Here is a 24,563-nt window from a genome sequence, read left to right as displayed (position 1 = left end):
GCATAACCCCATTATTTTGCTATATAGGGCTATAAGGCGTAATGCGCATGTGATAACCAACTTTTTATGTACTGCTTATCTTGCGTTCAAAATGCGTGATCGGGAATTGAACTGGTGTTGACTTCACCAATATTTGGTCTTTATATTGAAGTGAGAAGGGTCTGAATTCAGACACCGTTGCCAAAGAGGACGAATACATTACGCAAAGAACTATATTGACCGGGTATATCAGCAATATATCAGGGATATATCGGCAATGAACATGAGAACGGCTGTGGGAGATTATTATGCAAACTCATTCGTCGTTACTGAGCAAAGTCGCTATGGGTGTAGTCAGTGCAGCGATGGTATTGAGCGCCATGATATGTGGTTCTGCGCATGCACAGAGCTTGACTCCATCCGATGAACTTGGTGTTGACTCGAATCAGCATGCGTTAAGAGTGGAACAGGATCCAGCACAATCATCCAATGTATTACCTGTACAACAGATTAATACAGAAGAAGCGCCAGCTCGGGCAGTGACCGAAGGCAAGTGGGGAGGTTGCACCTGGACGTACGATTCGAGTACAAGAACCATGCATCTGGCTCATGCAGGAGCATGTGATGCCACCGTTCCAGGCAAAAATTTACTCGGGAAAGACTCCACAGCAGCTATACGACGTAATGTACAAACGATTATTATCGACAACACCATAACGGTTCTGTATGCGCAGTCATTACAGTCACTCTTTAAACAAGCGCATTCATTGCAGCATGTGCAAGGACTGGGCAACATTGATACAACCCAGATGCATACGGATGTTGTTTCTTTACAAGGCATGTGTAGCGAAACACAACTTGATGGTTCCGAATTTGAAGACTTCTATATTGACGACCAACTCGTAGACGTACGAGATTTGTATCGAGGCACACTAGCAACGCAAATCGATCTATCGCATATTACGTTCTGGCATAACATAACCGATAGCTCATATATGCTTGCTGAATCTGATGATCTGCACGATGTAGTTGTGCCTTGGGAAGACGCCTATAACCTTCAACATGCAACATTCATGTTTGCTGATGACACAGATCTTTACAATGTGAAATGGCTATTACGGACGCCAAATCTTACCGATGCCAATAGTATGTTCCGTCATTGCACGAATTTACGGCAGCTAGATTTAACGAAGATGTTGCCACAGCGTTTAGAGACAGCACAATACATGTTCTACGAAGACTATGGCCTGACCAATCTGAAATTGGGCAGACTCGCCTTAGGTAATATATCCAATGCAGAAAATGTGCAATATATATTCGGCGATACCGGTGTAGATTCCATCACTATGCCGCACGAGGCCATGCATCGTTTACTTGCCTTCCATGGCATACAACCGGGTGTGTTGCCATCGTCGATGAGAACACTATGGCGTGGCAAACTGAGCGATTGCGCCAATGAGAAAACACAAAACTGGGAGCAATGGGCCAATGAAGATGGCTCTGCAAGTTGGGAACCAGTAACGCTTGTTCGCGTCGTATAACCAGTGTCGCTGTATGAACAAGGTATACGACGCAAACTTGATTACTTCAGCAGTGCCTGTATTGCATCCTTAATCGTGGCAACTTCAATAATCTGGAGTCCATCAATATACACTTTTTTACGCAGTATTGGTACTACTGCGCGCGTGAACCCTAAACGAGCAGCCTCACGTAAGCGATGTTCAATACGCGGTACAGAACGAATTTGACCCGTTAATGCAATCTCGCCAATAGCACACGTTGTACGTGCAATTGGTTTCTTCTTTGCTGCGCTCGCTAACGCCGCAACAATGGCAAGATCGCAAGCTGGTTCTTTAGCAACGCCGCCAGCCACAGTCGACACATACAAGTCGTTATTGAGCAACGCAATGCCGCCATGGCGATACAGCACAGCAACAAGCATGGCTAAACGACTCGTATCAATACCGTTTGTAGCGCGACGAGGTGTTGGTAACACAGAATTGGTTACCAGGCTCTGTACTTCAATAGGCAAGGAGCGATGGCCGTCAAGCGTCATCGTGACGCAGGTACCGTCAATAGAAACGTCACCAGCATTGGAACTTTCAGAATTGCTATCACTCGTTGGCATAGATAAAAAGAGTCCTGCAGGATCAGTGACTTCCTCAATACCCTCGCCGGACATGTCAAAACAGCCGACCTCGTCAGTAGGACCGAAACGGTTCTTGACGGCGCGCAACATGCGCAGTGCCGTCTGAGCGTCACCCTCGAACTGGCAGACGACGTCAACCAAATGTTCGAGCGTACGAGGACCAGCAATCTGGCCGTCTTTCGTAACGTGACCCACCAGAAAAACAGGAATATCAAAATGCTTAGCGGTGTCGATTAAGGCGCTCGCAACTTCGCGCACCTGAGTGGAACCGCCAGAAATGCCATCAACATCTTGCGACACAATCGTCTGTGCCGAATCAACAATGGCAAGCGCAGGCTTGTGCTGCTCAATAAGCGCTAGGGCAGTGGACAGATCTGTGGTCGAGGCAAGCAGCAAATTTGGCTCGACGGCGTTAATACGCGATGCACGCAGACGGATCTGGGCTTGCGATTCCTCACCAGAAATATAGAGCACAGTTGAGCGAGACTGTTCGTCAGCATCTGCGTTACGTGCGGATTGTGCATCTGCGTTACGTGCGGCGGAGGCATTATGCGCCACATCGCGTGCAATATTGCCAGCGGTTTCGAGCAACAGCGTAGATTTACCAATGCCTGGCTCACCAGCAATAAGCACAACGGATCCTGGCACAATACCGCCACCGAGTACGCGATCAAATTCGCTGAAACCCGTAGCAAGGCGAGTTACTGACTCGGTTGTGACTTCGGTAATTGGCGTGGCTTCGCTCTGCGCACTGACTACAGAAGCTGCTGTTGTGCGAGCCGTGCGACCAGGAGCAGCTGTTCGAGCATGTGTTGTTGAAGCAGCTTTTGGTTCATGGAATTCTTCAACCGTGCCCCATTGCCCGCAATTTGGGCAACGACCAACCCATTTTGGACTGTCCCAACCGCATTCAGAGCACACATATTGCACGTTCGACTTAGCCATAATCATTGAACCTAGTGGGCTATGGGCGTGAGGTCAAGCAGACGTGGAAGAATCAGCCATATGACACAGTCAACACAGGGCTCTAAACAGCAATCTTCCGTTCCTAAACTCCGCATTGCCGTAGCTTGCGTTGGCTTTATTATTGTGCTTTCGCTGATTTTTGCGTTTCTGTGGCCTGGCTGGGCTGTGAAACCAGCACCAGAACCATTGGCACAGCCGACCGAAGCAGCTAGCGCAGTCCCATCGATTAAGTCGAAGGAGCTGCCAAGCAACGCCAGTAGGTTATTGCAATCGATGCCAGATCACGTTTCCGATATGGCACGTATTGACTTCAAAGAAACTGATGCATGGAAAGATGCTAAGCCACTTGAAGCGTACATGGTGACGTACAGCAAGACTGAAAAGCCAACGGCCTCGAATTCTGTACAGGTTACGGTGGCGCAGTGGTCGAGCGATGCCGATGCAGAACGTGAATACTCGCAGCTCAAGGGCAATATTGAAGGCGACGAAGTTATTTCTGGCAATATTAAGGTCGCCGGCAGCACTACTGGTGCGTATTTGATGAAGTCCACTGGTAAACAGGACGATGCGGATGCCACTGCAATTTGGCGCAACAAAACAGTTGTGTTCGAAGCTACAGGCCCGCAGAACCTCGTACGCATTATGGTGCAGCTGTTCCCAATCTGAGTTCGGCAAGAAATAAAAAACTGTGAAATTTATGCAACAGAACCCCGCTGCTGACGCAGGTGACCCGCGGAATTCGGGCAAAAGTCGGCGAAGCAGTGTACTATTGGGCGAGTTGCAATCTTAACGTTAAGAAATGGAGGCTTCAGATGGGTTCCGTCATCAAGAAGCGTCGCAAGCGGATGAGCAAGAAGAAGCACCGCAAATTGCTGCGTAAGACTCGCCACCAGCGCAAGTAGTCTTATCAAGTAAAAAGCCCGCCCTCGTGGTGGGCTTTTTACATATCTGGGTGAGGGAAACTGGGGAAGTGCGGCTAGGAAAGAAAAGCTGGGGAAATGAACCGACCGATACCCGGCGTCTGATGTCTGACACCTGACATCTGGTACCCCGCCACCCGACACCTACCACAAAACAAAAGCGCTGGCCACACAACATACTGTGTGTGACCAGCGCTTTGAAGTTTATTGCTGCTGAACTCAGCTCAACGAACTCACTTGTTTGGGTTCGTCAGCGTACGAGGACCAGCTGGGTTACCAACGATAACCTCGTCCACCATGTTCAGGAACAGGCCGGACTCAACAACGCCGACCATGTTGATGAGCTCTTCGCGCAGCTCGAATGGCTTCTCGATCTTGTCGAGGTGCAGATCGACAACGTAGTTCTTCTCGTCGGTCAGCACTGGGTTGCCCTCAGCGTCGAGGCGCAGGACTGGCTTGTAGCCCTTCTTCTCGAGCTTCTCAACGACGTGGCCGTGGCCGAATGGAATAACTTCCACAGGCAGTGGGAACTTGCCGATCGTTGGCACAACCTTGGATTCGTCGACGATCCAAACGATCTTCTTCGAGTTAATTGCCACGATCTTCTCCCACAGCAGGGCAGCGCCGCCGCCCTTGATGCCGTTGAAGTTGTCGTCAACTTCGTCAGCGCCGTCGATCGTGACGTCGATCTCTTCAACGTCATCCACGTTCACAATACGAATGCCGTAGCTCTCAGCCTGCTCCTGCGTACGACGGGACGTCGTCACACCAGTGAACTGCAGACCCTCTTCCTGCACGCGGCGACCGAGTTCGTCCACGAGGAAACGAACCGTCGAACCCGTACCGAGTCCAACAATCATGCCGTCCTTGACGAGCTTGGCAGCCTCAATACCGGCGGCCTTCTTCATAGCATCTTGCTGTGCCTTATCCATGCGTTCTCCTTGAAGTTATGTTTCGTGCCCATCGTACGCGCCGATATAGTCGGGCTATGCTGAGCGACGTTGTATATGTTTGCGTTGACTTCTTGTAGTGCGCTGTTTGCTCTCACTTTATCGTTCGATGAGGAACGGTTCGTTCGTCAGCTCGAGTGTGCCATCTCCCTGAACGTAGCCTTCAACGCGCACCCAACCGTGCACTGGGCGAGGGGAGCCGTCGAAGGTTGGGCTTGTGTTCGGTGGAGGCGACATGCGTACCGTGCCTGAGATTGTGATGCCTGTCTTACGCAGCGTGGAAGCTGTGTGCACCTTGCGTAGCACTGGCTGTTTCACGGTCTGTTTCACAGATTCTGCTGTGCCGTTTTCTGGCTTGCTTTCAGTCCCAGATTCACGTTCGCCTGCAGACTCGGCCGTATTTTCGGATTCAGCCGTTTCTGCTGATTCAGTTGTGTGCTCTGTTTCTGCAGCCGTTTCCTCAGCTGCTTCCTGATCGTGATCCTGAGTTTCAGCTGCGTTCTCTGCTGCAGCATTCGTCTCATGAATCTCATCAGTGAGCTGCTCAGCTTGCGTTGCGTCGTTTTCAGTGAGCTCTTCAAGAGAAGATTGCTGATCGAACGACGTGGCCGTTGCAGCATCATTGGTATCTACCGTGCTGTCAGATGCGCTATCCGAGCCCATGCAACGCTGTGCTGTGTAATCGGCTTCGCTTAAATCGCCGTCAAGCAGCATCTGTGCATCTTGTGGAACGTCAGTACCCTTGGCATATGGCGAATCGAGCAGTGACTGCCAGCCTTCACGAGGTAAATATCCATCGCGCACATGAGAACGAGCGTCTTCTGCATAGGTGCGAGCAAGCGTATCTACTTTTTCGTTACCTGCGTTACCTGCATGACCCTTCACCCAAACGAATTTGACCGAAGCTGGACGCTTAGCAATTTCAGCGTCAATTGCCTTAATAACTGCAGCGTTCTTGACTGGCTCCTTTTTTGAGTTGCGCCAGCCGTTCTTCTTCCAGCCATGGACCCACTTTGTTGAGCAATTAATCGCATACTGCGAGTCAGTCTCAATGATCAGTGGCTCGTCGCCTGGATGCGCACGCAAAGCCTCTAGCACTGCGCAAAGTTCGCCAATCTGATTGGTACCATTCGTGGCGCCGCCCGCATCGCAGTCGCCAGCATGCTGATGTGAATCACGATCACCATCAGAGTGATCAGCCCAAGCCCAGCCCATAGGCCCATTTGGGTTTCCGAGTGCGCTACCGTCCGTAGAAACAGTAATTGTCATAATCCCAAGCCTAAATCCTCTCCCGCACATAAGCGAGTTACTGCAGAAAATCTCCATCCCACACATAAGCGAGATATCAAGAAACGCACCTCACCGCACATAAGCAAGATGCAGAACCCAACTCTTGTTCCACACATAAGAGAGAAGCAAAGCAACATTCTTCTCACGCACGTAAGTGAGATACAGAACTCAACCCTTCCACCGCACATAAATGAGAGGTAAAGAAAAATACCCCGCCGCACATAAGCAAGAAGCAAGAACACAACTCTTGCCCCGCACATAAGCGAGATAGGTGAGAAGCATAGAAAAAAGGGGCGTGAGATAACCCACGCCCCTTAACAAGAAGGAGAGAATCAGGACTCGAGAGCCTTATCAACTACTTCGGTAGCCTCGCCGAGCACGTCATCGAGCGTCTCAGGGGAGACGAAGGACTCAGCGTAGACCTTATAAATGTTCTCAGTACCCGAAGGACGAGCAGCGAACCAATTGTTCTTGGTGGAAACCTTGATACCGCCGATTGGAGCGTCGTTACCTGGAGCACGAGTGATCTTGGACTCGATTGGCTCTCCGCCCAACGTCGTGGCCGTAACGTCATCGCCCGTCAGGGTAGCGAACTTTGCCTTCTGCTCGAGCGTCGTTGGCGTATCGATACGGCGGTACCAGCTCTCACCGAACTTCTCAACCTGCTCTTGGTGCAGCTGAGCTGGGTTCTTTCCAGTCTTTCCTGTGATTTCTGCTGCCAGAAGGTCAGGGATCAGACCATCCTTATCGGTCGTCCAAACTCGACCGTCAAAGCGCAGGAAGCTCATACCGGAGCTCTCTTCGCCACCGAATGCAACTTCACCAGTGAACAGAGGATCGACGAACCACTTGAAGCCGACAGGAACCTCAACAACCTTGGCGTTAATCGAAGCAGCAACGCGATCGATCAGCGAAGACGACACCAGCGTCTTACCGACGCCTGCACCTGCAGGCCAATCTGGGCGGTTGCCACCGAACAGATACTCAACGCAGACTGCGAGATAGTGGTTAGGGTTCATAACGCCCCAGTTAGGGCAGACAATGCCGTGACGGTCAGCATCAGGATCAGTGCCGCCAACGAGATCGTAATTCTCCCAAGCACCTGCATTCAGCGAGTCGACGAGGCCCTTCATAGCGTAAGTGGAGGAAGGATCCATACGGATCTTGCCATCGTGATCGATAGTCATGAAGCGCCACGTTGGATCAACATCAGGGCGAATAACGCCGATGTTGAGACCGTACTTCTCATTAATAAGTGGCCAGTAGTTGACCGAAGCGCCGCCCAGTGGGTCGATACCAAGGCGCACGCCAGAAGAACGGATGACGTCAAAATCGATGACATTCTTTAGATCGTCAACATAGTGCTCGCGGAAGTCGAAGCGCTCAACGAGATCAGACTTGACGGCCTGCTCGAATGGAATGCGCTTAATATTCTTGTAGTTGCCGAGCAGTTCGTTTGCACGGTTAGCAATGGCGTTCGTGACTTCCGAAGGAGCAGGGCCGCCCGTAACTGGATCGTACTTAAAGCCACCATCAGTTGGAGGGTTGTGCGAAGGAGTGACCACAATGCCATCGGCAAGGCCATCGCCCTGGAAGCGCTGCGTACCATCAGCTGCACGGTTGTGCGTCAGAATTGCCTGAGAGACCACAGGCGTTGGTGTGAAATCATCACGCGAATCGATGCGCACAGTCACGCCGTTGGCAACGAGCACTTCGATTGCAGTCTTCCATGCTGGCTCGGAAAGCGCGTGCGTATCGCGACCAATATATAGAGGACCATTCACGCCTGCAGACTTGCGGTATTCAGCAATAGCCTGCGTAATAGCCACAATGTGTGCTTCGTTAAAAGAGTTCCTCAGTGAAGAGCCGCGGTGTCCGGAAGTGCCGAAGATAACGCGTTCTGCTGGAACATCTGGATTAGGGACGACGTCGTAGTACTTACCAATGACTTCGTCGACGTTGATCAAATCATTTGGGGTGGCGGGCATACCCGCGTTGTTAGCTACCATGTGCCCTATTTTGCCACGTTCTTGGCTTATGTTGTGGCAGGTTTTGTAAGTAGCAAGTTTGTCTGAGGGGTGGTAGATGAACAGAAAGTGAACAAAAATGCTCAAATGAACGTTCTCTTTACTGATGTTTCTATCCACCCGTTTCTGAGAAAAGTTCACACAAAGTTCACATAAACGAACGAAATGACGCATTAGTTTTGTCCAATACGTGAAACTTTTCGCTATAAAAATGCAACCGTTTGCATCGTTGAGATACTTGGATTTTGTGTTTTATTGCACAGTTTGGGGGCAAGAGTTTTGCGTCCGATTTGCAGTAGAATTCCAACTGTCATTGGTAATGACGGGGGCGTGTAAACGTTTACGGAAAATACGGTAAAACCGTGTGAAAAAACGATTTAGCGTTACGTGTAAAACCGTTAATTTTTAATACGGAAAAGGTTTCCTGACCGCGCCCTGTTGTAATATATTGATGTTTGCGGAACTGCAGAAATGACGTCGTCCAATGAGGGCTATGGAAACTGACCATAGTGCGTATGAGCGGCCTCAGGCAATCTCGTACTCACACGTCGGCTTCCCCCGAAGTTGATACACAGCGCTGAAGCTGTTGTGCGAGGGTGCACAGGTCACATTGCGTTTCGCATCTGTCAAGAAGAAGTAGTGAAAGGATCACAATGGCAGAGTCAACTGCCGCGCAGATCATCGATGCAATCGGTGGTGCGGGTAATGTCAAAAGTCTGACGCATTGTGCAACCAGGCTTCGTTTTGAACTGGTTGATGCTAACAAGGTGGATCAGAATGCTCTGGAGCACATGAAGGGTGTTCTGGGTGCTGTTCCACAGAGCGGTGATCGTTACCAGGTCGTCATTGGTGGCGGCGTGGCTGATATGTATCAGCAGATCATGCACCTTCCTGAGATGGCACAGATGGGCACCGGTGCTGCATCTGCTGCTAAGGGTGACGGTACGTTCGGTGATACTACTGGCTTGAGCGACGCAGAAGTCAAGGCTCAGGCTCGTCAGAAGACCAAGGGCAAGAGCAAGTGGATGGATTCGTTCTTCGAATTCCTGTCCGATTCCTTCCGTCCAATTCTGGGCGTGCTGCTTGGCGCTTCGCTGATTATTGCAATTCTTAACGTGTGCATTGCATGCGGTTGGATTCAGTCCGAGACGGATTCGCCTACGACGGTGTTCATTCAGGCACTGTACAAGGGCGTGTTCTACTTCCTGCCAATCATGATTGCCTTCAACGCTTCTAAGAAGCTGAAGGTTGATCCATGGGTTGGTGGCGCTATCATGGGCGCACTCATGACGCCTTCGTTCATGAGCCTCATGGACACCAAGTGGGCTGAGACCCACTGCGCACAGGTCATGGGTAACACGCAGTGCACCACGACCGTCCTCAACCTGCCAATGCAGCTCAACGATTACTCGGGCAACGTCTTCGTGCCTCTGCTGATGGCTGCAGTGCTGGGCCTCGTTTACAACGGTCTGAAGAAGATCATTCCTGCTTCCGTGCAGATGGTGTTCGTGCCATTCATCTCGATTATCATAGTCGGCGCTCTGACCGCCTTCATCATCGGACCTATCGGTGTTTGGGCTGGTAACGGCCTGGGCATGGGTCTGTCTTGGATGAACACGCACGCTCCATTCATCTTCGCTATCATCATTCCAATCCTTTACCCATTCCTCGTCCCTCTGGGTCTGCACTGGCCACTGAACGCTCTGATGCTGATGAACATTCAGACGATGGGCTACGACTTCATTCAGGGCCCAATGGGTACTTGGAACTTCGCTTGCTTCGGTACCACCGCTGGTGTGCTTATCCTCTCGATTCGCGATCACGATAAGGAAATGCGCCAGACCTCTGCAGGTGCACTTGCTGCAGGCCTGCTGGGTGGTGTCTCCGAGCCATCGCTGTACGGTATCCACCTGCGCTTCAAGCTCATCTACCGTCGCCTGATCATCGCCTGCGCCGCTGGCGGTCTGACGATTGCTATCCTCGGCTGGCTCTTCCCATCGACCACGGATAGTGGCGAGGTTGTGCATGGCGTGACGACGACTGCATTCGCCTTCACTTCGCTGCTGACGATCCCTGTCTTCAACCAGATGTGGGTCTACGCAGTCTCCATCGCTGTGGCATTCGTTGTGGCAATGCTGCTCGTGGTGTTCCTCGATTACCGTACGCCAGAGCAGAAGGCTGAAGTCATGGCTCGCATCGCTGCTGCAGACGCAGAAGCTGCTGCTGAGACTCCAGAAACCCGCGAGGCTGTTGATTACGCAGAGACTCACGTTGATGACAACCTGCTCCCAGGCGACAAACCAATGGACAAGCCAGAGATGGATGCTGATCCAAACGCTGCTGTGACCTCGGCTGTGTTCGCTCCAATGAACGGCCACGTCATTGCACTGGCTGACTGCGGCGATCCAGTGTTCGCATCCGGTGCTCTGGGTGCTGGCGTTGGCATCGTTCCAGCTGACTCCGAAGTTGTGGCTCCTGTGTCCGGCGTTCTGCAGACCGTTGCAGAGACTGGCCACGCATTCGGCCTGAAGACCGACGACGGTGTGGAAGTGCTCGTGCACGTCGGCATCGACACGGTCAAGATGCAGGGCAAGGGCTTCGACGTCCACGTCAAGGAAGGCCAGCGCGTTGCTGCAGGCGACTCGCTCGTCACTGTTGACTTCAAGGCCGTCCAGGAAGCTGGCTACAGCACCACGACGCTCATGACTGTTCTGAACTCGCTTGCTCTGGCTTCGGTCGAGCCAATCGCTGCTCAGGATGTCAAGAAGGGTGACGAAGTCATCGCAATTAAGCACTGATTACCCGCCCACGTTAACAGCGTGGGCTAGCGATCGGTGAGATCCCAAGGAAACTGCCCAGTGTTGCGAGGTACGCGACACTGGGCATTTCTATATCTTCATGCCCGCATATAAGCGAGATAGACAACGAAGTCTTAGTCCCGCACGTAAGCCAGATGCACAGACCGGGCTATATCCCGCACGTAAGCCAGATGCAGAGAGTGGGCTATATCACGCACATAAGCAAGTTGCGCTAGAGCCAGATTATGTCCCGCACATAAGCGGGTTGCATGAGCAATGAATTAGTCCCGCAGATAAGCCAGTTATTTGTTCATTTCATTTCCCCGCACATAAGCAAGTTGCAGGAGATCCATCTAAAAACCGTGGTTATAGCAATTGCCTTATATGTGGAAAAGACGGCAATGGCTACAAACCTTATAGAGACGCATCACTATGCAGCAGTATGGAGCTTATGTGCGTGTGAGCAGAAGCAATGAAGAAAATAAATAAGACAGTAGGGGAGGGCTACTTCCTTAGGATAAGTGACTTACGTGCGTCATAGAAAAAACTGGGGCACAACTGACTTACGTGCGTCGTAGAAAAGGCAGGTCAGAACTGGCTTACGTGCGTTGAAAGGATGCAACTGCCTTACGTGCGTAGGAAGAGTGTAACCGGCTTACGTGCGTGAATAGGACGCAACTGGCTTACGTGCGTAAGTAATGAAGAACAGGCTGAACTTACTTAGCTTCCTGCTGCTTAGCGAAACGCTGCAGATCTTCGAGCCTGAACTGAGCGGTCGTTTCGCCAGCAACTGGCTCTGGAACGCGCACAATAAGGGAGTCGTGATCAACAGAGAAGAGCACGTGATCAGCGGCTGGAAGCATATCGCCGTCGACCTGAACAGGGACCTTTTTCTCAAGCCTGAGCTCAGCTTCAATACCTTGAACCTGGTCAATTCTTGAATTAGTGGACAGTGGATGCTGCTCAGCACGCTTTACAATCGTCTGGTGAACAACGTCACCGAACAAATTAGCCCAACCAATCAGGCCACCTGACGTATCGATAACCTCAAAATCAAGCAGACCATCGTTAAACGAGGCATCCGGCATCAGCGAGAACACTGGAATCTGGCCGCAGTTACCGGCCATAAACGTGCGGAACGCAAGATGAGACTCAACGATGGAAGTACCGTCCGCGCGCTTAATACGAACGGCTGCATGATACTTTGGCGCAAACAGATGCTTAGCGCCAGAAACGAAGTAGGCGAGCCAAGAAATATTCTTTTTCAGCACTGGATCGGTGTCGTCAATCATCAGGGCGTCGAAACCAATGCCAGCGATAATCAAGAACGCATGACCATGGTCGTTATTTGGCTCCTCATCAGGCAGTGAGAGACGACCGATATCAACGCGGCGAGAACCGTGCGAAATTGCGATACCAATTGCGGCGTCAACGTCATCCACAGGAATGCCCATATTCCGAGCAAACAAATTTCCCGTGCCGATCGGGATAATGCCCATCGCATGGCCTGACCCAGCCATTGCACTAGCTACCGTGCGCACCGTGCCATCGCCACCCACGGCGATAACAACGTCAGCACCCTTCTCAAGTGCTTCAAGAGCGCAAATACGGCCAGACTTATCGAGCTGCGTATCAATAAATGAAATCTCAGTAATGTCATGCTCTAAGCAGTACGTACGGATACGTTCGCGGTAGAGCTCTGCCTGAGGTTTCGAAGGATTAATAACAAATGTGTACCGAACCTGGTCGTCTGAACGAGCCGCCACAACTTGAGCGTGACGGTGTCGTTGGACCAAGCGAATCACTGCAATAATGCCGATGACAACGACTAACACGCACACGACAATCAGTAATGCCATGAGCCATCCGTTCATCAAACAGCACCTCCTGTAGTGATGTAATAATGTAACACCTTTATTTACACCTTAGCGCGATACCCTAGCGTAACTTTAGCGCGACCTGAGCGACACCATATATATAAGGTGAAAATCCTGCATTTTGACGTGATTGTGCGGACTACAAAACCGCCGAAAACTGTCATGTTGACGCGCTAGGGTTGGGCCTATGCTTGATATTCAATTCATTCGTGAGCATCCGGATGTCGTTAAGGAATCCCAGCGTAAGCGTGGCGAGTCCGTTGAACTGGTGGACGAGGTCCTGCATGCAGATACCGTGCGTCGTGCATCGCTCAAGGAATTTGAGGCTGCCCGCGCTCAGCAAAAGGAAATCGGTAAGCAGGTCGCTAAGGCTGATCCTGATAAGAAGGCCGAGCTCATCGCACGCACTAAGGAACTGTCCGAGCGCGTGTCGCAGTACAAGGCTGATGCCGATGCTGCAACCGAGCAGTACACCACGGCTATGTGGAAGCTGTCGAACATCGTTGAGCCAGAGGCTCCAGAAGGCGGCGAGGACGACTACGTGGTCGTCAAGAAGGTCGGCGAGCTTCGTGACTTCGCAGCTGAAGGTTTCGAGCCAAAGGATCATTTGACTCTGGGCCGCGGCGTTGCTGGCATTGATATGGAGCGTGGCGTGAAGGTCGCTGGCTCCCGTTTCTACTTCCTGCGCGGTGCTATTGCCCGTCTGCAGATCGCTATGCTGACGATGGCTGTGGATCAGGCTGAGGAGCATGGCTTCACGCTGGCAATTACGCCAACGCTCGTGCGCCCAGAAATCATGCGTGGTACGGGCTTCCTGAACGCACACGCTGATGAGATTTACCGCCTGCGTGAGCCTGATGATCAGTACCTCGTTGGTACGTCTGAGGTTGCTCTTGCTGGTATGCACGAGGACGAGATCCTTGATCTCTCGAACGGTCCTCTGCGCTACTGCGGTTGGAGCTCCTGCTACCGCCGTGAGGCTGGTTCGGCTGGTAAGGATACGCAGGGCATTATCCGCGTGCACCAGTTCGACAAGGTTGAAATGTTCGTGTACGCAAAGCCTGAGGATTCCTACGCTGAGCATGAGCACCTGCTCGCAATGGAAGAGGAGATGCTGCACAAGGTCGAGGTGCCTTACCGCGTTATCGATACGGCTGCTGGCGATCTGGGTTCGTCTGCTGCTCGTAAGTTCGACTGCGAGGCTTGGGTTCCAACGCAGGGTCGTTACCGCGAGCTGACGTCGACGTCGAACTGCACCGAGTACCAGGCTCGTCGTCTGAACATCCGTGAGCGCGTTGAGGGCGGCACGTCGCCTGTGGCAACGCTGAACGGCACGCTTGCTACGACGCGTTGGCTTGTGGCCATTATGGAGAACCACCAGCAGAAGGATGGCTCGATCGTCATTCCTGAGGCAATGCGTCCTTACATGGGCGGCAAGGAAATTATTGAGCCTACCGCTTGGGAATGCTGAAAAGCGTGATATACTTGCATTCGCTGCTTCGTGAAGCTTAGAAAACGTTGAGTTTCCTAGTGCGGAGCGACGATTGCATGGATGAGTGTCCGAGCGGTCGAAGGAGACGGTCTTGAAAACCGTTGATGGGAAACCATCCGCGAGTTCGAATCTCGCCTCATCCGCCTGAATAAAAGGGTCCGGCTTAATGCCGGGCCCTTTTGCTATTTCTGCTGCCGTTTCTGCTGTTGATAGAGCGTTGTCTTTCGTGCTTTCCTGTGGCCATGAGAACGATGTTCACTTTTGTTCGTTTTGCTCTCACTCCTGCCCGCACATAAGCGAGTTAGAAATGGGGTGCAAGTCGGGCCAAAATAATTACGTTTTTTGCTTGCAGATATTTGCTTCTGGCGAAATTTTCGTGTGTATCTCGGTTTTGTTGATTTATTTTTTGCTTTTCTTTTTTATTTCTGGAGTTGCCTCAGTGACAAGGGGTTATGGACTCGTGGCCCTGTTTGAACCATAATGGGGTCAAAGCCACGCTGTTTGTTTGCAGGCCACACGGTATGCGATTACGGTAGAAGCTAGTCAGAGAGAGAAATTGAGGTCCCGTGATTAACGGGAGCGTTCATAGAGGAACCTTTCACACGAGGCCTTCGCGAACTGTAATTCGTGAACTTCAATGAATGAAGGAGGGATAACGGCTATGGTGCATATTGCTAAGGGATATCGTCGTTCCGATGTGCAGCAGGAACACGATGAAGCTGTTGAAGATCAGTTGCACTCGAAGGAACAAGCCAAGGCAAAGGTCGGTGCTAATGGCAAGCCAATCCTGATGCCACTTGATGTGCCGGAACCACCTCGTAAGGGCTCGATTCAAGAAGATAAGGGCTTTGCACGTAGTCATCCATATTTGATTATTTGCGCTATTGGCATTGCTCTTATTGTTATTGGCCTTGGCGTCTCCATTGTGTTGAACGCTGTGGGTACTAATGCAGCAGGTACTTCGATTGTGCTGTCGATCTGCATGATCGTGGGCGCAATGGCTGTTATTCTTGGCCCACTTTGCGTTTGGATGAGCCGCACCAATAAGATTTCGCCAAACCTCGATTCCAGCAGCAACAATACGTTGCGTCGTATTGTTGAATGCCGTCGTCATCCTGGTGCTCGTTTCGGCATTATTATTGCTGAAATTGCAATTATGGTGGTTTTCGCTGTGCTGTCGTACTTCTGCATGCACACGTGGCACCAGACTGTGCTTGCTATTGTCTTCCTGATTTTCGTGGTCGCAGCACCACTGGTGATCAGCAACCTGTATCAGGAGAGCTGCCTGAACCACTTTATGAAGTTGAAGGATGGTTCGCTGAAGCACATTAAGCTGTTCGGCACCAACGCTTCAGCCGTGAAGGGCGAACCAAATGTGTGCCTGACTATGCCTGTAGACGGTATGGCATTTGAGGTGCTGTATAACTGGGTGTCGCCATATCTCGACTCGAAGCGCATGACGATTTACACCGTGCCACTCAAGATCAGTGTGCCAGGCGACACTATGCGCTTTGATGTACTGGTCATCCCACTGACGCAGCTGAAGGATGACGCAGTGCTTCGCAAGCAGTTCAAGCGTGAATGCAAGATCGTTGGCGCCGGTTCTATCGGCAAGCTGCTTGGCGACGAGTAATTGTTGCTGCCATAACCCGTATTCAAGAAATCGCCTGAGTCCCAAGCTCAGGCGATTTTTTATTGCTTCATGTGCGCACGTAAGCGATTTATCTTCTCTTACGCACGTAAGCGATTTACTATTCAATCCCGCACGTAAGCGATTTACCTACTTTCACGCACGTAAGCGATTTATTTGCGCCATTTAGCGCTGCACCACGAGTGGACTGATCAGATGCTGGACTCAAAAGGGGCATAAAAGTACTTAGAGATTGGCAAAAAGTAAATAAGAAAACATTGAATTTGAATACGTTCTCAATGCTTTATTACTTGGTTAACTATTGATTCCCCAATAGTTCACCTACTGTTCATCTAAATCGTCTTGAATGCGATGAAATACCCCCTAGGATAGGTAGTACCGAAGCAAGGAAATCGACCATTAGCTTGGATACTCAACGAAAGAGATCTGAACGCAATGGACCGAATAAATGCTTCACGATCGCAAAAAGTAGGGATGTATTATGAACAACTTTATTTCGACGTATTTTACAAAGTCGTTAAACGCAGTCGATAATCAAATGACACAAAACGGCATTGACCATGATTTTGGTAGCAGCATTATGCTGCGCGGTATTACCAAGTCATATGACGGTGTAACCGTTCTTGATGATGTGACGCTTGATATTGAATCTGGTGAGTTGCTGTGCTTGGTTGGAGACTCAGGTTGTGGCAAAACTACGCTGCTGCGTTGTATTGCAGGACTTGAATCCCTTGACGCAGGCAATATTTATGTAGGTGGCGAGCGAGTAACTGATCGTATGCCAAATCGTCGTGGCATCAGCATGGTGTTCCAGGATCATGCGCTGTTCCCAGATCTGACCGTTCGCGAGAATGTCTCGTTTGCTCTGCGATTCAAGGGACTTCGTAAGAAGGCTCGTCTGGCAGCTGCTGATGAAATTCTTAATTTGCTCGGTTTTAGTGATCTTGCTGATGCGAAACCAGATGCGTTGTCTGATGGTCAGCAGCAAATTGTGGCGCTTGCACGAGAATTAGTGCGTCGTCCACGCGTCTTGCTGCTTGATGATCCTCTGTCTCGTGTTGACCCAGTGACGCGTGCTGCTTTGCGCCGTCGTTTGCGCACAATTCAATCGCAGTTTGATATGACGATTGTGTTGGTCACACGTGATCAGAATGATGCTTTTGATATTGCAGACCGTTTGGCAGTAATGCGAAATGGAACTATTGAACAGGTCGGAACGCCATACGACGTGCTTGAGCATCCATTGACTTTGGATGTGGCAGAAATTATGGCGCAGCGCAGCAATATCATCGCTCGTCCGCTGAATTAAATGGTGCAGCTCATTGCAGTGAACATCTGAATTCAGCACTGAAAACTTCATAAGGATTCCGTTTGATCGCAACGGATAGCGAATACTTGCTTGTATCGTTCTCTGCACCCCGACGATACAGGCAGTTGGGCTGGGCCGCGATCACCAGCCCTTACTCCTCGGGCGCGTGACTGCATGGGGCAGGTCACGCGCCCTTCTTTTATTTCCCGCACATAAGCCTGTTATCTTCACCTTATTATTTGCTTAAACAAATGAGCTATAAGTCCGCGCACGTAAGCTAGTTATCTTCAACTCCCTTTACACATGTAAGCCAGTTACACTTATCTTTTCTTTCTTGCTTATGTGCGGGACAGGGTGAATGGCCGCCAGCTCTCGCACTTAAGCCATTTATAAAAATCTATATTTCTCGCTTATGTGCGTGAGTGGAGTTGGCTGGGGTTTCTGATTTATGTGCGTGAGTGGAGTTGGCTGGGGCTTTTGGCTTATGTGCGTGGGAGGAGTTGGTTGAGGTTCTTGGTTTATGTGTGTGAGTGAGTTGCTTTTTGGCATCTCTTTTATGTGTGGGGAGATGATTGATTTCTGTGATTGCTGCAAATAAGTGCGCTTAGCGAAGGACTCATGTAGGTGCTATACAGATTGATTCGGCATTGATACGATGAACGCCAGAATGAGTACAGAGAGCAGTCGATTTTGCGAGGTGTTGAGTGACTAAACCATTGCGATTTCGTAAAGACGGAACATTCCGTGTGCTTCAATTAGCTGATATTCAGGATGGTCCAGCTGTTAGTCCAGATACGATTGCGCTTATTGATGCTGCGATTGAACGCGCAGAACCTGATCTGGTAGTGCTTACGGGCGATCAGATTCGTGGATATGATCCTGCATTTGCTGAGTATTACCAGAACCGTCAAGGCGATGAGCCGGGTACACCGCAACCATTCGGATCGTATATTGAACGAGCACTCACACACGGTGACGTACGTACGCAGTGGTGGCGTCGAGTACAGGATGATATTGAGCAGGATCCTCAAGCGGCCCATGAACGCGCACGCCAAAAAGTTGAGGCATGCGTAGGCTCATTCTTGGAGCCTATTGTTCGCCGCGGCATTCCATTCGCAGTGACGTACGGTAATCATGATTTCCAGTGCGGTATCAGTCTTGAAGAACAAGATAAGATTTATCAGTCATTTGAAGGCTGCATGAATCCGGTTGATCGTGCCAGTGAGGCACAACCGATGATGCCATCTTTGCGAAATGAAGCATCACGGAAGTCAAGAAGAAAAACAAGACGTCAGCAAGTCATTGCACTGCGTAACGCCGCACGTAGCTTAACAAGGCGCGTAAATTCCCGAGTGAGTCAAGGTCTGCAGAGGATTGCTGGGCAGACCAGCACAGACCAAAATCCTTTGTCTTGTGAACCAGGAACGTTCGCGCTCCCAATTCAATCCTCTGACGGAACGCATGCAGCAATGGCTGTTGTGCTGGTGAATTCTGGCGATTACGAGCCAGGCGGCGGATATGGAGCGCCGTCTCCAACGGCTATTCGCTGGCTTACACGAGTCATGAATGTGATGTCTGCTAATCGAGTGGGCAAAATGCCGGCAATCGCGTTCCAACATATTCCTGCGCCGGAAATCTATGACTGCTTGAAGCCTGTATCGCGGTTTACTGTCAATGGAATCCGTGGATACCGTAAGTTCTCGGACCGAGTTTTCGTTGTCGATAAACGTCGTTGCCGGCCGCAATCGACGATGAATGAGCGGCCATGCTGCGCCGAAAATAACGTCGGAGAAGTGCAAGCAATGCGTAATGCAGGCGGGTATTTCGCATTATATGCGGGACATGATCACTCGAATACTTTTATTGGCGATATCGGCAATTTCGAGCTCGGCTACACGCCAACGGCTGGATTCACCTCATACGGGCCGAAAAGTAGTGATCGTGCGCTGCGATTGTTTGTATTCAATGAACATCATCCTGCACAGTATGAAACAAGATTACTCAAATATGGTGATCTCATTGGACGCCTGCCTATGAAACCAGTTCGCGTGCTCCTCGGTGAAACCATGGTCGCTGATGTAAGTTCAATCGGCAACTGGTTACGCAATGCCAAGGTTCGTGCAGTGCTTGGAGCTGTTGCAACGTATATGGTCGCATCGAAATTTATACGGTACTTGGGGAGTAAGCGTTCATAAAGTGTGCGGCTTAATCCCGCACATAATCGCGTTACTGCTAACCGCACATAAGCAATTTGCCTTTTACGCACGTAAGCGACTTACCTCTCTGCGCACATAAGTAACTTGCTTCTCTACGCATGTAAGCGAAATACAAAAAAGACCGTCGAATTACCGGCGGTCTTTTTTGCTTAGTGAAATCGGCTTATTACATCAAATAACAAATAGGCCGAAGAATGCTGCGAGGAACAGCATAATGAGTGCGCACAGAATGACGGAACCAATGGTGAGCCAATATTCACGAAGCAGGCGGATAGCATGACGTTTTGGATGATTTGGCAGACGCAGCGTTGTTTTGCGTCCCACGATGCGAATCAACATAAATGAGAACACAAGTACGCTAAGTGCGGTGCCGATTTGCAGAATGTGCCACCAGAAGTGCATCTCGTCAGCTTGATCCTGAAGGTTCAGTGCGGTTTTCAGTGCGAACACAAAATAAGCAATGAAGCCAGCAGTTAACGCAATTGAGAGCAGCATCGTCGATGAAACGAGTACCTTGGTGCTCTTTGACACAGGTAATGGGCGTTTTAGCGACGGAATATGCATACGATGCCGTGCACTTGGAATCGATGCATGCTGCGCATCACTTGATGAAGATGCTGTGTGGAACGTACCTGATGCAACAAGTTGCTCGTAACGGCGAATGCGGCGGGTGCGATACACATTAATAATGTCGCCAACAATCCAGAACACGAGGGAAAGTACACAGAGCAATACCTCGAGAGCACTCAGAATGATGATCACGTTAATTGAGGTGATCAGACCTGGCGTAATTGTGCTTGGCGCAGCCCATTCTTGGAATGGCTTATCACCAGCAACAAGTGGAGTCTGCCAATCATCAGTTTTCGTGCCATTCGCTACTGCATGCACCCAGTCTTCTAGGTTATGTGTGTAATTCGGCTCAAGTGGCAAATCCGGCTTAGCTTGCATAGAGCCCATGCGCATTTGGTGATTCGTAGGGTAGTAGCGAACCGTAACGTTAGTGTTGCCGTTTTCGCGGCCGGTACGAATCAGCATGGCTGCGCCCTGTTCCACAGGCATTGCAGGATCTTTAGTACCGTAATTGACGAGCAATGGCATCTTGAATGCAGACAAGTAATGCTCAGCATCGAAATCAGCATAATTCAGATCGAGCATGCCAAAGTTCATACTCGTAATCTTTGGAACAATGCCAATAACGCCCTTAGGTGCGCCTGCAATATGCAGATATGCTGTGGCGGCCATGGCCATTTGTTGGCGAGGAGACACAACAGGGGCTGATGTCAGCACAGCAAAGGCCAGTGATGGATCCTTAGATGCCATAACTGAAGAAATCCAAGTGCCTTCTGATTCGGCATATAGACCGACCTGAGCAGGATTAACACCTGACGTATGACGTAGATAGTTCACGCCGTCCAGATAGTCATCGGCCATTGCAACGTAATTACGGTCGCGGAATGTGTAGTTATCAAGGCGCTTATCTTGCACCAGCGTGGTGATACCAGAGGAAGCCATAGCGTGAGCAATATCGCCAAAGACTTCAGAAGCCTTACCAGTTCCGGCACCATGCACGAACTCTACTGCTGGATGGTTTTGCGGAGCATTAATAGGTTCTCGAAGGATTGCGTTGACTTGCACGCCATCACTAATCGTGAGCTTGAGCGGCGTAGTACGCACTTCGTAGGTGCCTTCTTGCGTAGTAGCACCGAGTTTCGATTGAATTGCAGTGTCTGCATCCGTAACCGTAATGTGTCCAGAAAGACGGTGGACAGACCAACGAGGTGCCATCACATACGAAAGTGCACCAAGGATAGCGAATAGCACGATAGCTACTCCGAGACTCCACGCAATAGGCTTGAGCTTGCTCTGCGAAGTGCCCACGCAAATACCTCTTCTACCAGAATGCAAAAGCGCGCTTCAAACGTATGCGTCCTCCAGATTCTCTCAAATCATGTGAAAAATACGCATGCGTATAAGCGTACAAATATGACCAATTTCTCTGGACATTGCATTTTAGGAGAGGGGTTGCAACATCTAGCGATGCGCGAACAAATCGCTTATGTGCGGGAGTGTAAGGCTAGTTATGTCTAACCTCGTTCTACACATTGCTGCCTGCTCAGATCTATGGCCTACACAAAATAATCCCGCACATAAGCCAGATATAGAGATAACGAATCAATCTTTTTGCATTCGTTGGAACTGGCTTATGTGCGGGAAGGTTTTACAGTTGCTTTATGTGCGTGAGATATGGAATCGATCTAGTTGAGCTGCGCAACCTCAGGTTAGGCCTGGGCGGCTTCCGCGCTCGCGAGATCTTTGAAACCAGCAAGTTCTATAGTATTGCGCACCGTTTGCTGGGTAAGATTTTTGCCATTCTGCACATAAGTAAGAATGAGCTGATTATAAAGATTTAAAGTTTTATCACTGTACGTGCTGAGTTCGCCACGTAAATAAGTTTCGAAAGAAGTTTGTGCGTCGCTATCTTCTCGCGTCTCGAGTACGCGCATAGCCGCGCCAAGGTGTGGATATTGTGCGCGGAATTCTCGCGCCCATTGAATTTGTTTAGAAATAATTTGTTCTTGCATAGTGACTCGCTGCTTGTCTAGAACAGACAATGCCTGCTTAATCTCCCGATCGTAAATCTCTGGATCCGTGGTAATCATCATTCGCGCATACTTTTCGGTAATAAGATTGCGTCCGACTGCTCGTGCTCGTGTGAGATCAACGAGATACGACTCCAAAAGGTTGTCTGGCCACGTCATAAATTGACTCATGCGCATGAGTATGAACTGTGGGTAGTTGTTCTGGCACTCTGCGCGACCGTCTCGTCCCTGCGTTTGCTGGAACATCTGCCATTCGGCATCCACGATCGCTTGCTGCATTTCGCTGCGTTGCATGGTTCTTCCTTCTTTCTTTTTCTATTGATTTCTGCCAACCACAGAAATCACAAAAACTATTGAAATGGCTTTATTTATGGAGTGACGGATCAGACGAACTGATGTGTTCTTCGACATAAGGGCGTTGCCACTCGAGGAACGTGTGTGCACTCGAAGTGAGCCCAGCCGCCTGCAATCCGCACGTAACGCGATTACAAATCAATTCGATAGTTTCTGTAAGTTCCTTACGTGCGGGGGAGTCGGGGTTAAAGCAGGCTTCAGAACTGAGCTGCAGAATGTGCTCGAGAGGATCGCACACATCGTCAAGCATCATGGCTGGTCGTGCACTGAGCTTGCGAAGCGCAGCAAACTGCCACTTGTAATACGGGCAATAACCAGCACGAATTGGTTCGTTCATCAGGAAAACAAGCGATGTAATAGCATGCACGAATTCAGTGATGCAGAGCATGGCTGCTGAAGCATCGTTACGTGCAAACATGCGAGGTAGATTGGCTTGACCACCTTGTGAGGCCATGCCAAGACGTCGTGAAATTAGTGCGATACGAACATCATCAGGCATCAACAAGAAGGCCTGGCGAGCTTTCGAAAACGCACCTAATGGATCTGCAAAAATACGACCATTGGTTGCAGTTGCCAGTGTTGTCTCATCCAGCATGAGCCATAAGTGCGGCTCATCAGAGCGTGGAGCCTGTGCCTGGCCTGTTAAACCCTCAAAGAATTGAGGAATGCTAAATACACCATCACGAGCAGTTCGGCCCTTACTCTGTTCCTCCTGCACATAAGCCAGTTGCCCAAGCTGCTGCTCATTGCCATGCTCCCGCACATAAGCGAGTTGTGTGGTTTCGTAAGCATTTTGCAGGGTCTGGCCGTATTGCACGAAATCTTCAGGAGTCAGCCAAATACAGACACGCGGAAAGAAATCATGATCTTGCGAAATCTCGTCATCGAATCCGAAGCATTCTGACCCGTGGCCCACGAGACCAGCAGCAATACGAGGAAGCAGTTCAGGGAATTCTTGTTCCAACATAGGGCGTACTGCTGTATTCCAAAATTCTCGAGACAGTTCCATACCTGTTTGGCGAGGAGCCATTGGCTGTTGAGACTCGCTTATGTGCGGGGAAGAAGAGGAAACTTCGGCATGGACTTGATTAGCCATCTCTTCAATAGAATGTACGTACTCTGCAAAATCCTTGGTACGAATGGAATCTGGACCATAATTCAAGGCCAACACGTCAATTGCGCGGCGTAACGAGGGGAGTGCTTCATCAATACGACCAAGCTCCACGAGGACGTTGCCATAGGTGATTAAAGCAGCTGCCGCATGGCCATCATTATCTTGATTACAAGCATGGAAGGCATCGAGTGCTTGCTGTGCTGTAGTAAGTGCTTGGTGCAATGACTGCAGCACTTCCATTTCGCTTACGTGCGGGGAAGATGTGGCAGCCTGCTTATGTGCAATAGCCTGCCAAACTTGCGCCAGATTGGTTAATGAAGAAGCGATGTCGAGGTCGCGCTGTGTATCAGGAGATTGCTGCTGCATAATACGCAATGCCTGTTCGAGTTCATCGCGTGCTTGTTCTGGACGATCGGTTTCCATGAACAACATAGAACGATTATTGTGCAGTGCAGCAAGCGTGCGATCATTTGGATCACAGATGTTCTGAGCTGCGGCAAGTGCCTGATCATACAAATCTTCGGCCTGATCATAATGCTGAGCTGCTCGCATAGCAGTTGCTGCATTAATCAGCGTTGTAACCCAAGTTGGCGTTCCCGTAAGTCCCATGCGAATAGCGAGCTCAAGAGATCGCTGCACAATCCACTGATTCTCATCATGACGTTCCTGAGAACGATAGAAGCCCATCGTTTCATTCAATACGGCTAATAAACCCGCATTATCTCCGGCATTCTCCGCAGTGACCATAGCTTCCTGCAGAAAATCATCGATACGTTCTGGCGAGGCATGCTCAGCAAACAACGCATCGAGAGTTGTCATAAATTGATGAGTATCAAACTGTTGTGTCACCTTTGACTCCTCATACCAGTTT

At 50.2% G+C, this 24,563-nt stretch carries 16 protein-coding genes and 1 tRNA gene; 9 read left to right on the top strand and 8 right to left on the bottom strand.

What is annotated here, in order from left to right; translation table 11 throughout:
* Positions 1 to 287 precede the first annotated feature (287 nt).
* Complete coding sequence (locus D2E26_RS05120; RefSeq protein WP_125963619.1) at positions 288 to 1,520, top strand: BspA family leucine-rich repeat surface protein; 1,233 nt, start codon at positions 288 to 290, stop codon at positions 1,518 to 1,520.
* A gap of 41 nt (positions 1,521 to 1,561) precedes the next feature.
* Here D2E26_RS05120 and D2E26_RS05115 read toward each other — a convergent pair whose 3' ends face one another.
* Complete coding sequence (locus D2E26_RS05115) at positions 1,562 to 3,073, bottom strand: DNA repair protein RadA (protein ID WP_125963618.1); 1,512 nt, start codon at positions 3,071 to 3,073, stop codon at positions 1,562 to 1,564.
* Positions 3,074 to 3,133: 60 nt separating this feature from the next.
* Between D2E26_RS05115 and D2E26_RS05110 the strand changes: the two genes are divergently transcribed.
* Positions 3,134 to 3,760: a hypothetical protein gene (locus tag D2E26_RS05110; RefSeq protein WP_125963617.1), complete on the top strand. Its 627-nt coding sequence runs from the start codon at positions 3,134 to 3,136 to the stop codon at positions 3,758 to 3,760.
* A 146-nt stretch (positions 3,761 to 3,906) separates the two neighbouring features.
* The gene (locus tag D2E26_RS05105; protein WP_004268639.1) at positions 3,907 to 3,996 is read left to right on the top strand and encodes a 30S ribosomal protein bS22; all 90 of its coding nucleotides are present in this window, start codon (positions 3,907 to 3,909) and stop codon (positions 3,994 to 3,996) included.
* Positions 3,997 to 4,247: 251 nt separating this feature from the next.
* On the opposite strand, the gene rpiA is transcribed toward D2E26_RS05105, so the two are convergent.
* The 3 genes from rpiA to pgm form a co-directional block, all read right to left on the bottom strand.
* Entirely contained in the window at positions 4,248 to 4,946 is a 699-nt protein-coding gene (gene rpiA / locus D2E26_RS05100) for a ribose-5-phosphate isomerase RpiA (RefSeq protein ID WP_125963616.1), read from the bottom strand.
* A 117-nt stretch (positions 4,947 to 5,063) separates the two neighbouring features.
* The gene (locus tag D2E26_RS05095) at positions 5,064 to 6,233 is read right to left on the bottom strand and encodes a ribonuclease H family protein (RefSeq protein WP_125963615.1); all 1,170 of its coding nucleotides are present in this window, start codon (positions 6,231 to 6,233) and stop codon (positions 5,064 to 5,066) included.
* 353 nt (positions 6,234 to 6,586) lie between these two features.
* Positions 6,587 to 8,263, bottom strand: a complete 1,677-nt coding sequence (gene pgm, locus D2E26_RS05090; protein WP_125963614.1) for a phosphoglucomutase (alpha-D-glucose-1,6-bisphosphate-dependent) — start codon at positions 8,261 to 8,263, stop codon at positions 6,587 to 6,589.
* Positions 8,264 to 8,934: 671 nt separating this feature from the next.
* Here pgm and D2E26_RS05085 point away from each other — a divergent pair.
* Positions 8,935 to 11,079 carry a glucose PTS transporter subunit IIA gene (locus tag D2E26_RS05085; protein ID WP_125963613.1) on the top strand — a complete coding sequence of 715 codons (2,145 nt, stop codon included), beginning with the start codon at positions 8,935 to 8,937 and terminating at the stop codon, positions 11,077 to 11,079.
* A 716-nt stretch (positions 11,080 to 11,795) separates the two neighbouring features.
* On the opposite strand, the gene D2E26_RS05080 is transcribed toward D2E26_RS05085, so the two are convergent.
* Positions 11,796 to 12,953, bottom strand: a complete 1,158-nt coding sequence (locus D2E26_RS05080; RefSeq protein WP_125963921.1) for a diacylglycerol/lipid kinase family protein — start codon at positions 12,951 to 12,953, stop codon at positions 11,796 to 11,798.
* A 190-nt stretch (positions 12,954 to 13,143) separates the two neighbouring features.
* On the opposite strand from D2E26_RS05080, the gene serS reads away from it, so the two are divergent.
* From serS to D2E26_RS05055, 5 genes are all read left to right on the top strand, one after another.
* On the top strand, positions 13,144 to 14,427 hold the full coding sequence (gene serS / locus D2E26_RS05075) for a serine--tRNA ligase (RefSeq protein WP_125963612.1): 1,284 nt from the start codon (positions 13,144 to 13,146) through the stop codon (positions 14,425 to 14,427).
* A 79-nt stretch (positions 14,428 to 14,506) separates the two neighbouring features.
* Positions 14,507 to 14,591, top strand: a tRNA-Ser gene (locus D2E26_RS05070).
* 518 nt (positions 14,592 to 15,109) lie between these two features.
* Positions 15,110 to 16,081, top strand: coding sequence for a hypothetical protein (locus D2E26_RS05065; protein WP_125963611.1), 972 nt, complete (start codon positions 15,110 to 15,112; stop codon positions 16,079 to 16,081).
* 499 nt (positions 16,082 to 16,580) lie between these two features.
* A complete protein-coding gene (locus D2E26_RS05060) occupies positions 16,581 to 17,408 on the top strand; it encodes an ABC transporter ATP-binding protein (protein ID WP_125963610.1) in 828 nt (275 codons plus the stop codon).
* Positions 17,409 to 18,112: 704 nt separating this feature from the next.
* The gene (locus tag D2E26_RS05055) at positions 18,113 to 19,603 is read left to right on the top strand and encodes a metallophosphoesterase (RefSeq protein WP_125963609.1); all 1,491 of its coding nucleotides are present in this window, start codon (positions 18,113 to 18,115) and stop codon (positions 19,601 to 19,603) included.
* 192 nt (positions 19,604 to 19,795) lie between these two features.
* On the opposite strand, the gene D2E26_RS05050 is transcribed toward D2E26_RS05055, so the two are convergent.
* The 3 genes from D2E26_RS05050 to D2E26_RS05040 form a co-directional block, all read right to left on the bottom strand.
* On the bottom strand, positions 19,796 to 21,502 hold the full coding sequence (locus D2E26_RS05050; protein ID WP_125963608.1) for an acyl-CoA thioester hydrolase/BAAT C-terminal domain-containing protein: 1,707 nt from the start codon (positions 21,500 to 21,502) through the stop codon (positions 19,796 to 19,798).
* A 401-nt stretch (positions 21,503 to 21,903) separates the two neighbouring features.
* On the bottom strand, positions 21,904 to 22,518 hold the full coding sequence (locus D2E26_RS05045) for a DUF4125 family protein (RefSeq protein ID WP_125963607.1): 615 nt from the start codon (positions 22,516 to 22,518) through the stop codon (positions 21,904 to 21,906).
* Positions 22,519 to 22,588: 70 nt separating this feature from the next.
* Positions 22,589 to 24,541 (bottom strand): DUF4037 domain-containing protein, encoded by a 1,953-nt coding sequence (locus D2E26_RS05040; RefSeq protein WP_241218884.1) that lies wholly within the window; start codon positions 24,539 to 24,541, stop codon positions 22,589 to 22,591.
* Between the last annotated feature and the right edge of the window lie 22 nt (positions 24,542 to 24,563).

Source organism: Bifidobacterium dolichotidis, from assembly GCF_003951975.1.
GTDB lineage: Bacteria > Actinomycetota > Actinomycetes > Actinomycetales > Bifidobacteriaceae > Bifidobacterium > Bifidobacterium dolichotidis.
Note: the sequence above shows the minus strand (reverse complement) of the source record. Positions and strands in the feature narration are given on the sequence as shown.

Coding starts and splice junctions, on each gene's coding strand:
- D2E26_RS05120 (WP_125963619.1), top strand. CDS start 288: ATGCAAACTCATTCGTCGTTACTGAGCAAAGTCGCTATGGGTGTAGTC.
- D2E26_RS05115 (WP_125963618.1), bottom strand. CDS start 3,073: ATGGCTAAGTCGAACGTGCAATATGTGTGCTCTGAATGCGGTTGGGAC.
- D2E26_RS05110 (WP_125963617.1), top strand. CDS start 3,134: ATGACACAGTCAACACAGGGCTCTAAACAGCAATCTTCCGTTCCTAAA.
- D2E26_RS05105 (WP_004268639.1), top strand. CDS start 3,907: ATGGGTTCCGTCATCAAGAAGCGTCGCAAGCGGATGAGCAAGAAGAAG.
- rpiA (WP_125963616.1), bottom strand. CDS start 4,946: ATGGATAAGGCACAGCAAGATGCTATGAAGAAGGCCGCCGGTATTGAG.
- D2E26_RS05095 (WP_125963615.1), bottom strand. CDS start 6,233: ATGACAATTACTGTTTCTACGGACGGTAGCGCACTCGGAAACCCAAAT.
- pgm (WP_125963614.1), bottom strand. CDS start 8,263: ATGGTAGCTAACAACGCGGGTATGCCCGCCACCCCAAATGATTTGATC.
- D2E26_RS05085 (WP_125963613.1), top strand. CDS start 8,935: ATGGCAGAGTCAACTGCCGCGCAGATCATCGATGCAATCGGTGGTGCG.
- D2E26_RS05080 (WP_125963921.1), bottom strand. CDS start 12,953: ATGAACGGATGGCTCATGGCATTACTGATTGTCGTGTGCGTGTTAGTC.
- serS (WP_125963612.1), top strand. CDS start 13,144: ATGCTTGATATTCAATTCATTCGTGAGCATCCGGATGTCGTTAAGGAA.
- D2E26_RS05065 (WP_125963611.1), top strand. CDS start 15,110: ATGGTGCATATTGCTAAGGGATATCGTCGTTCCGATGTGCAGCAGGAA.
- D2E26_RS05060 (WP_125963610.1), top strand. CDS start 16,581: ATGAACAACTTTATTTCGACGTATTTTACAAAGTCGTTAAACGCAGTC.
- D2E26_RS05045 (WP_125963607.1), bottom strand. CDS start 22,518: ATGCAACGCAGCGAAATGCAGCAAGCGATCGTGGATGCCGAATGGCAG.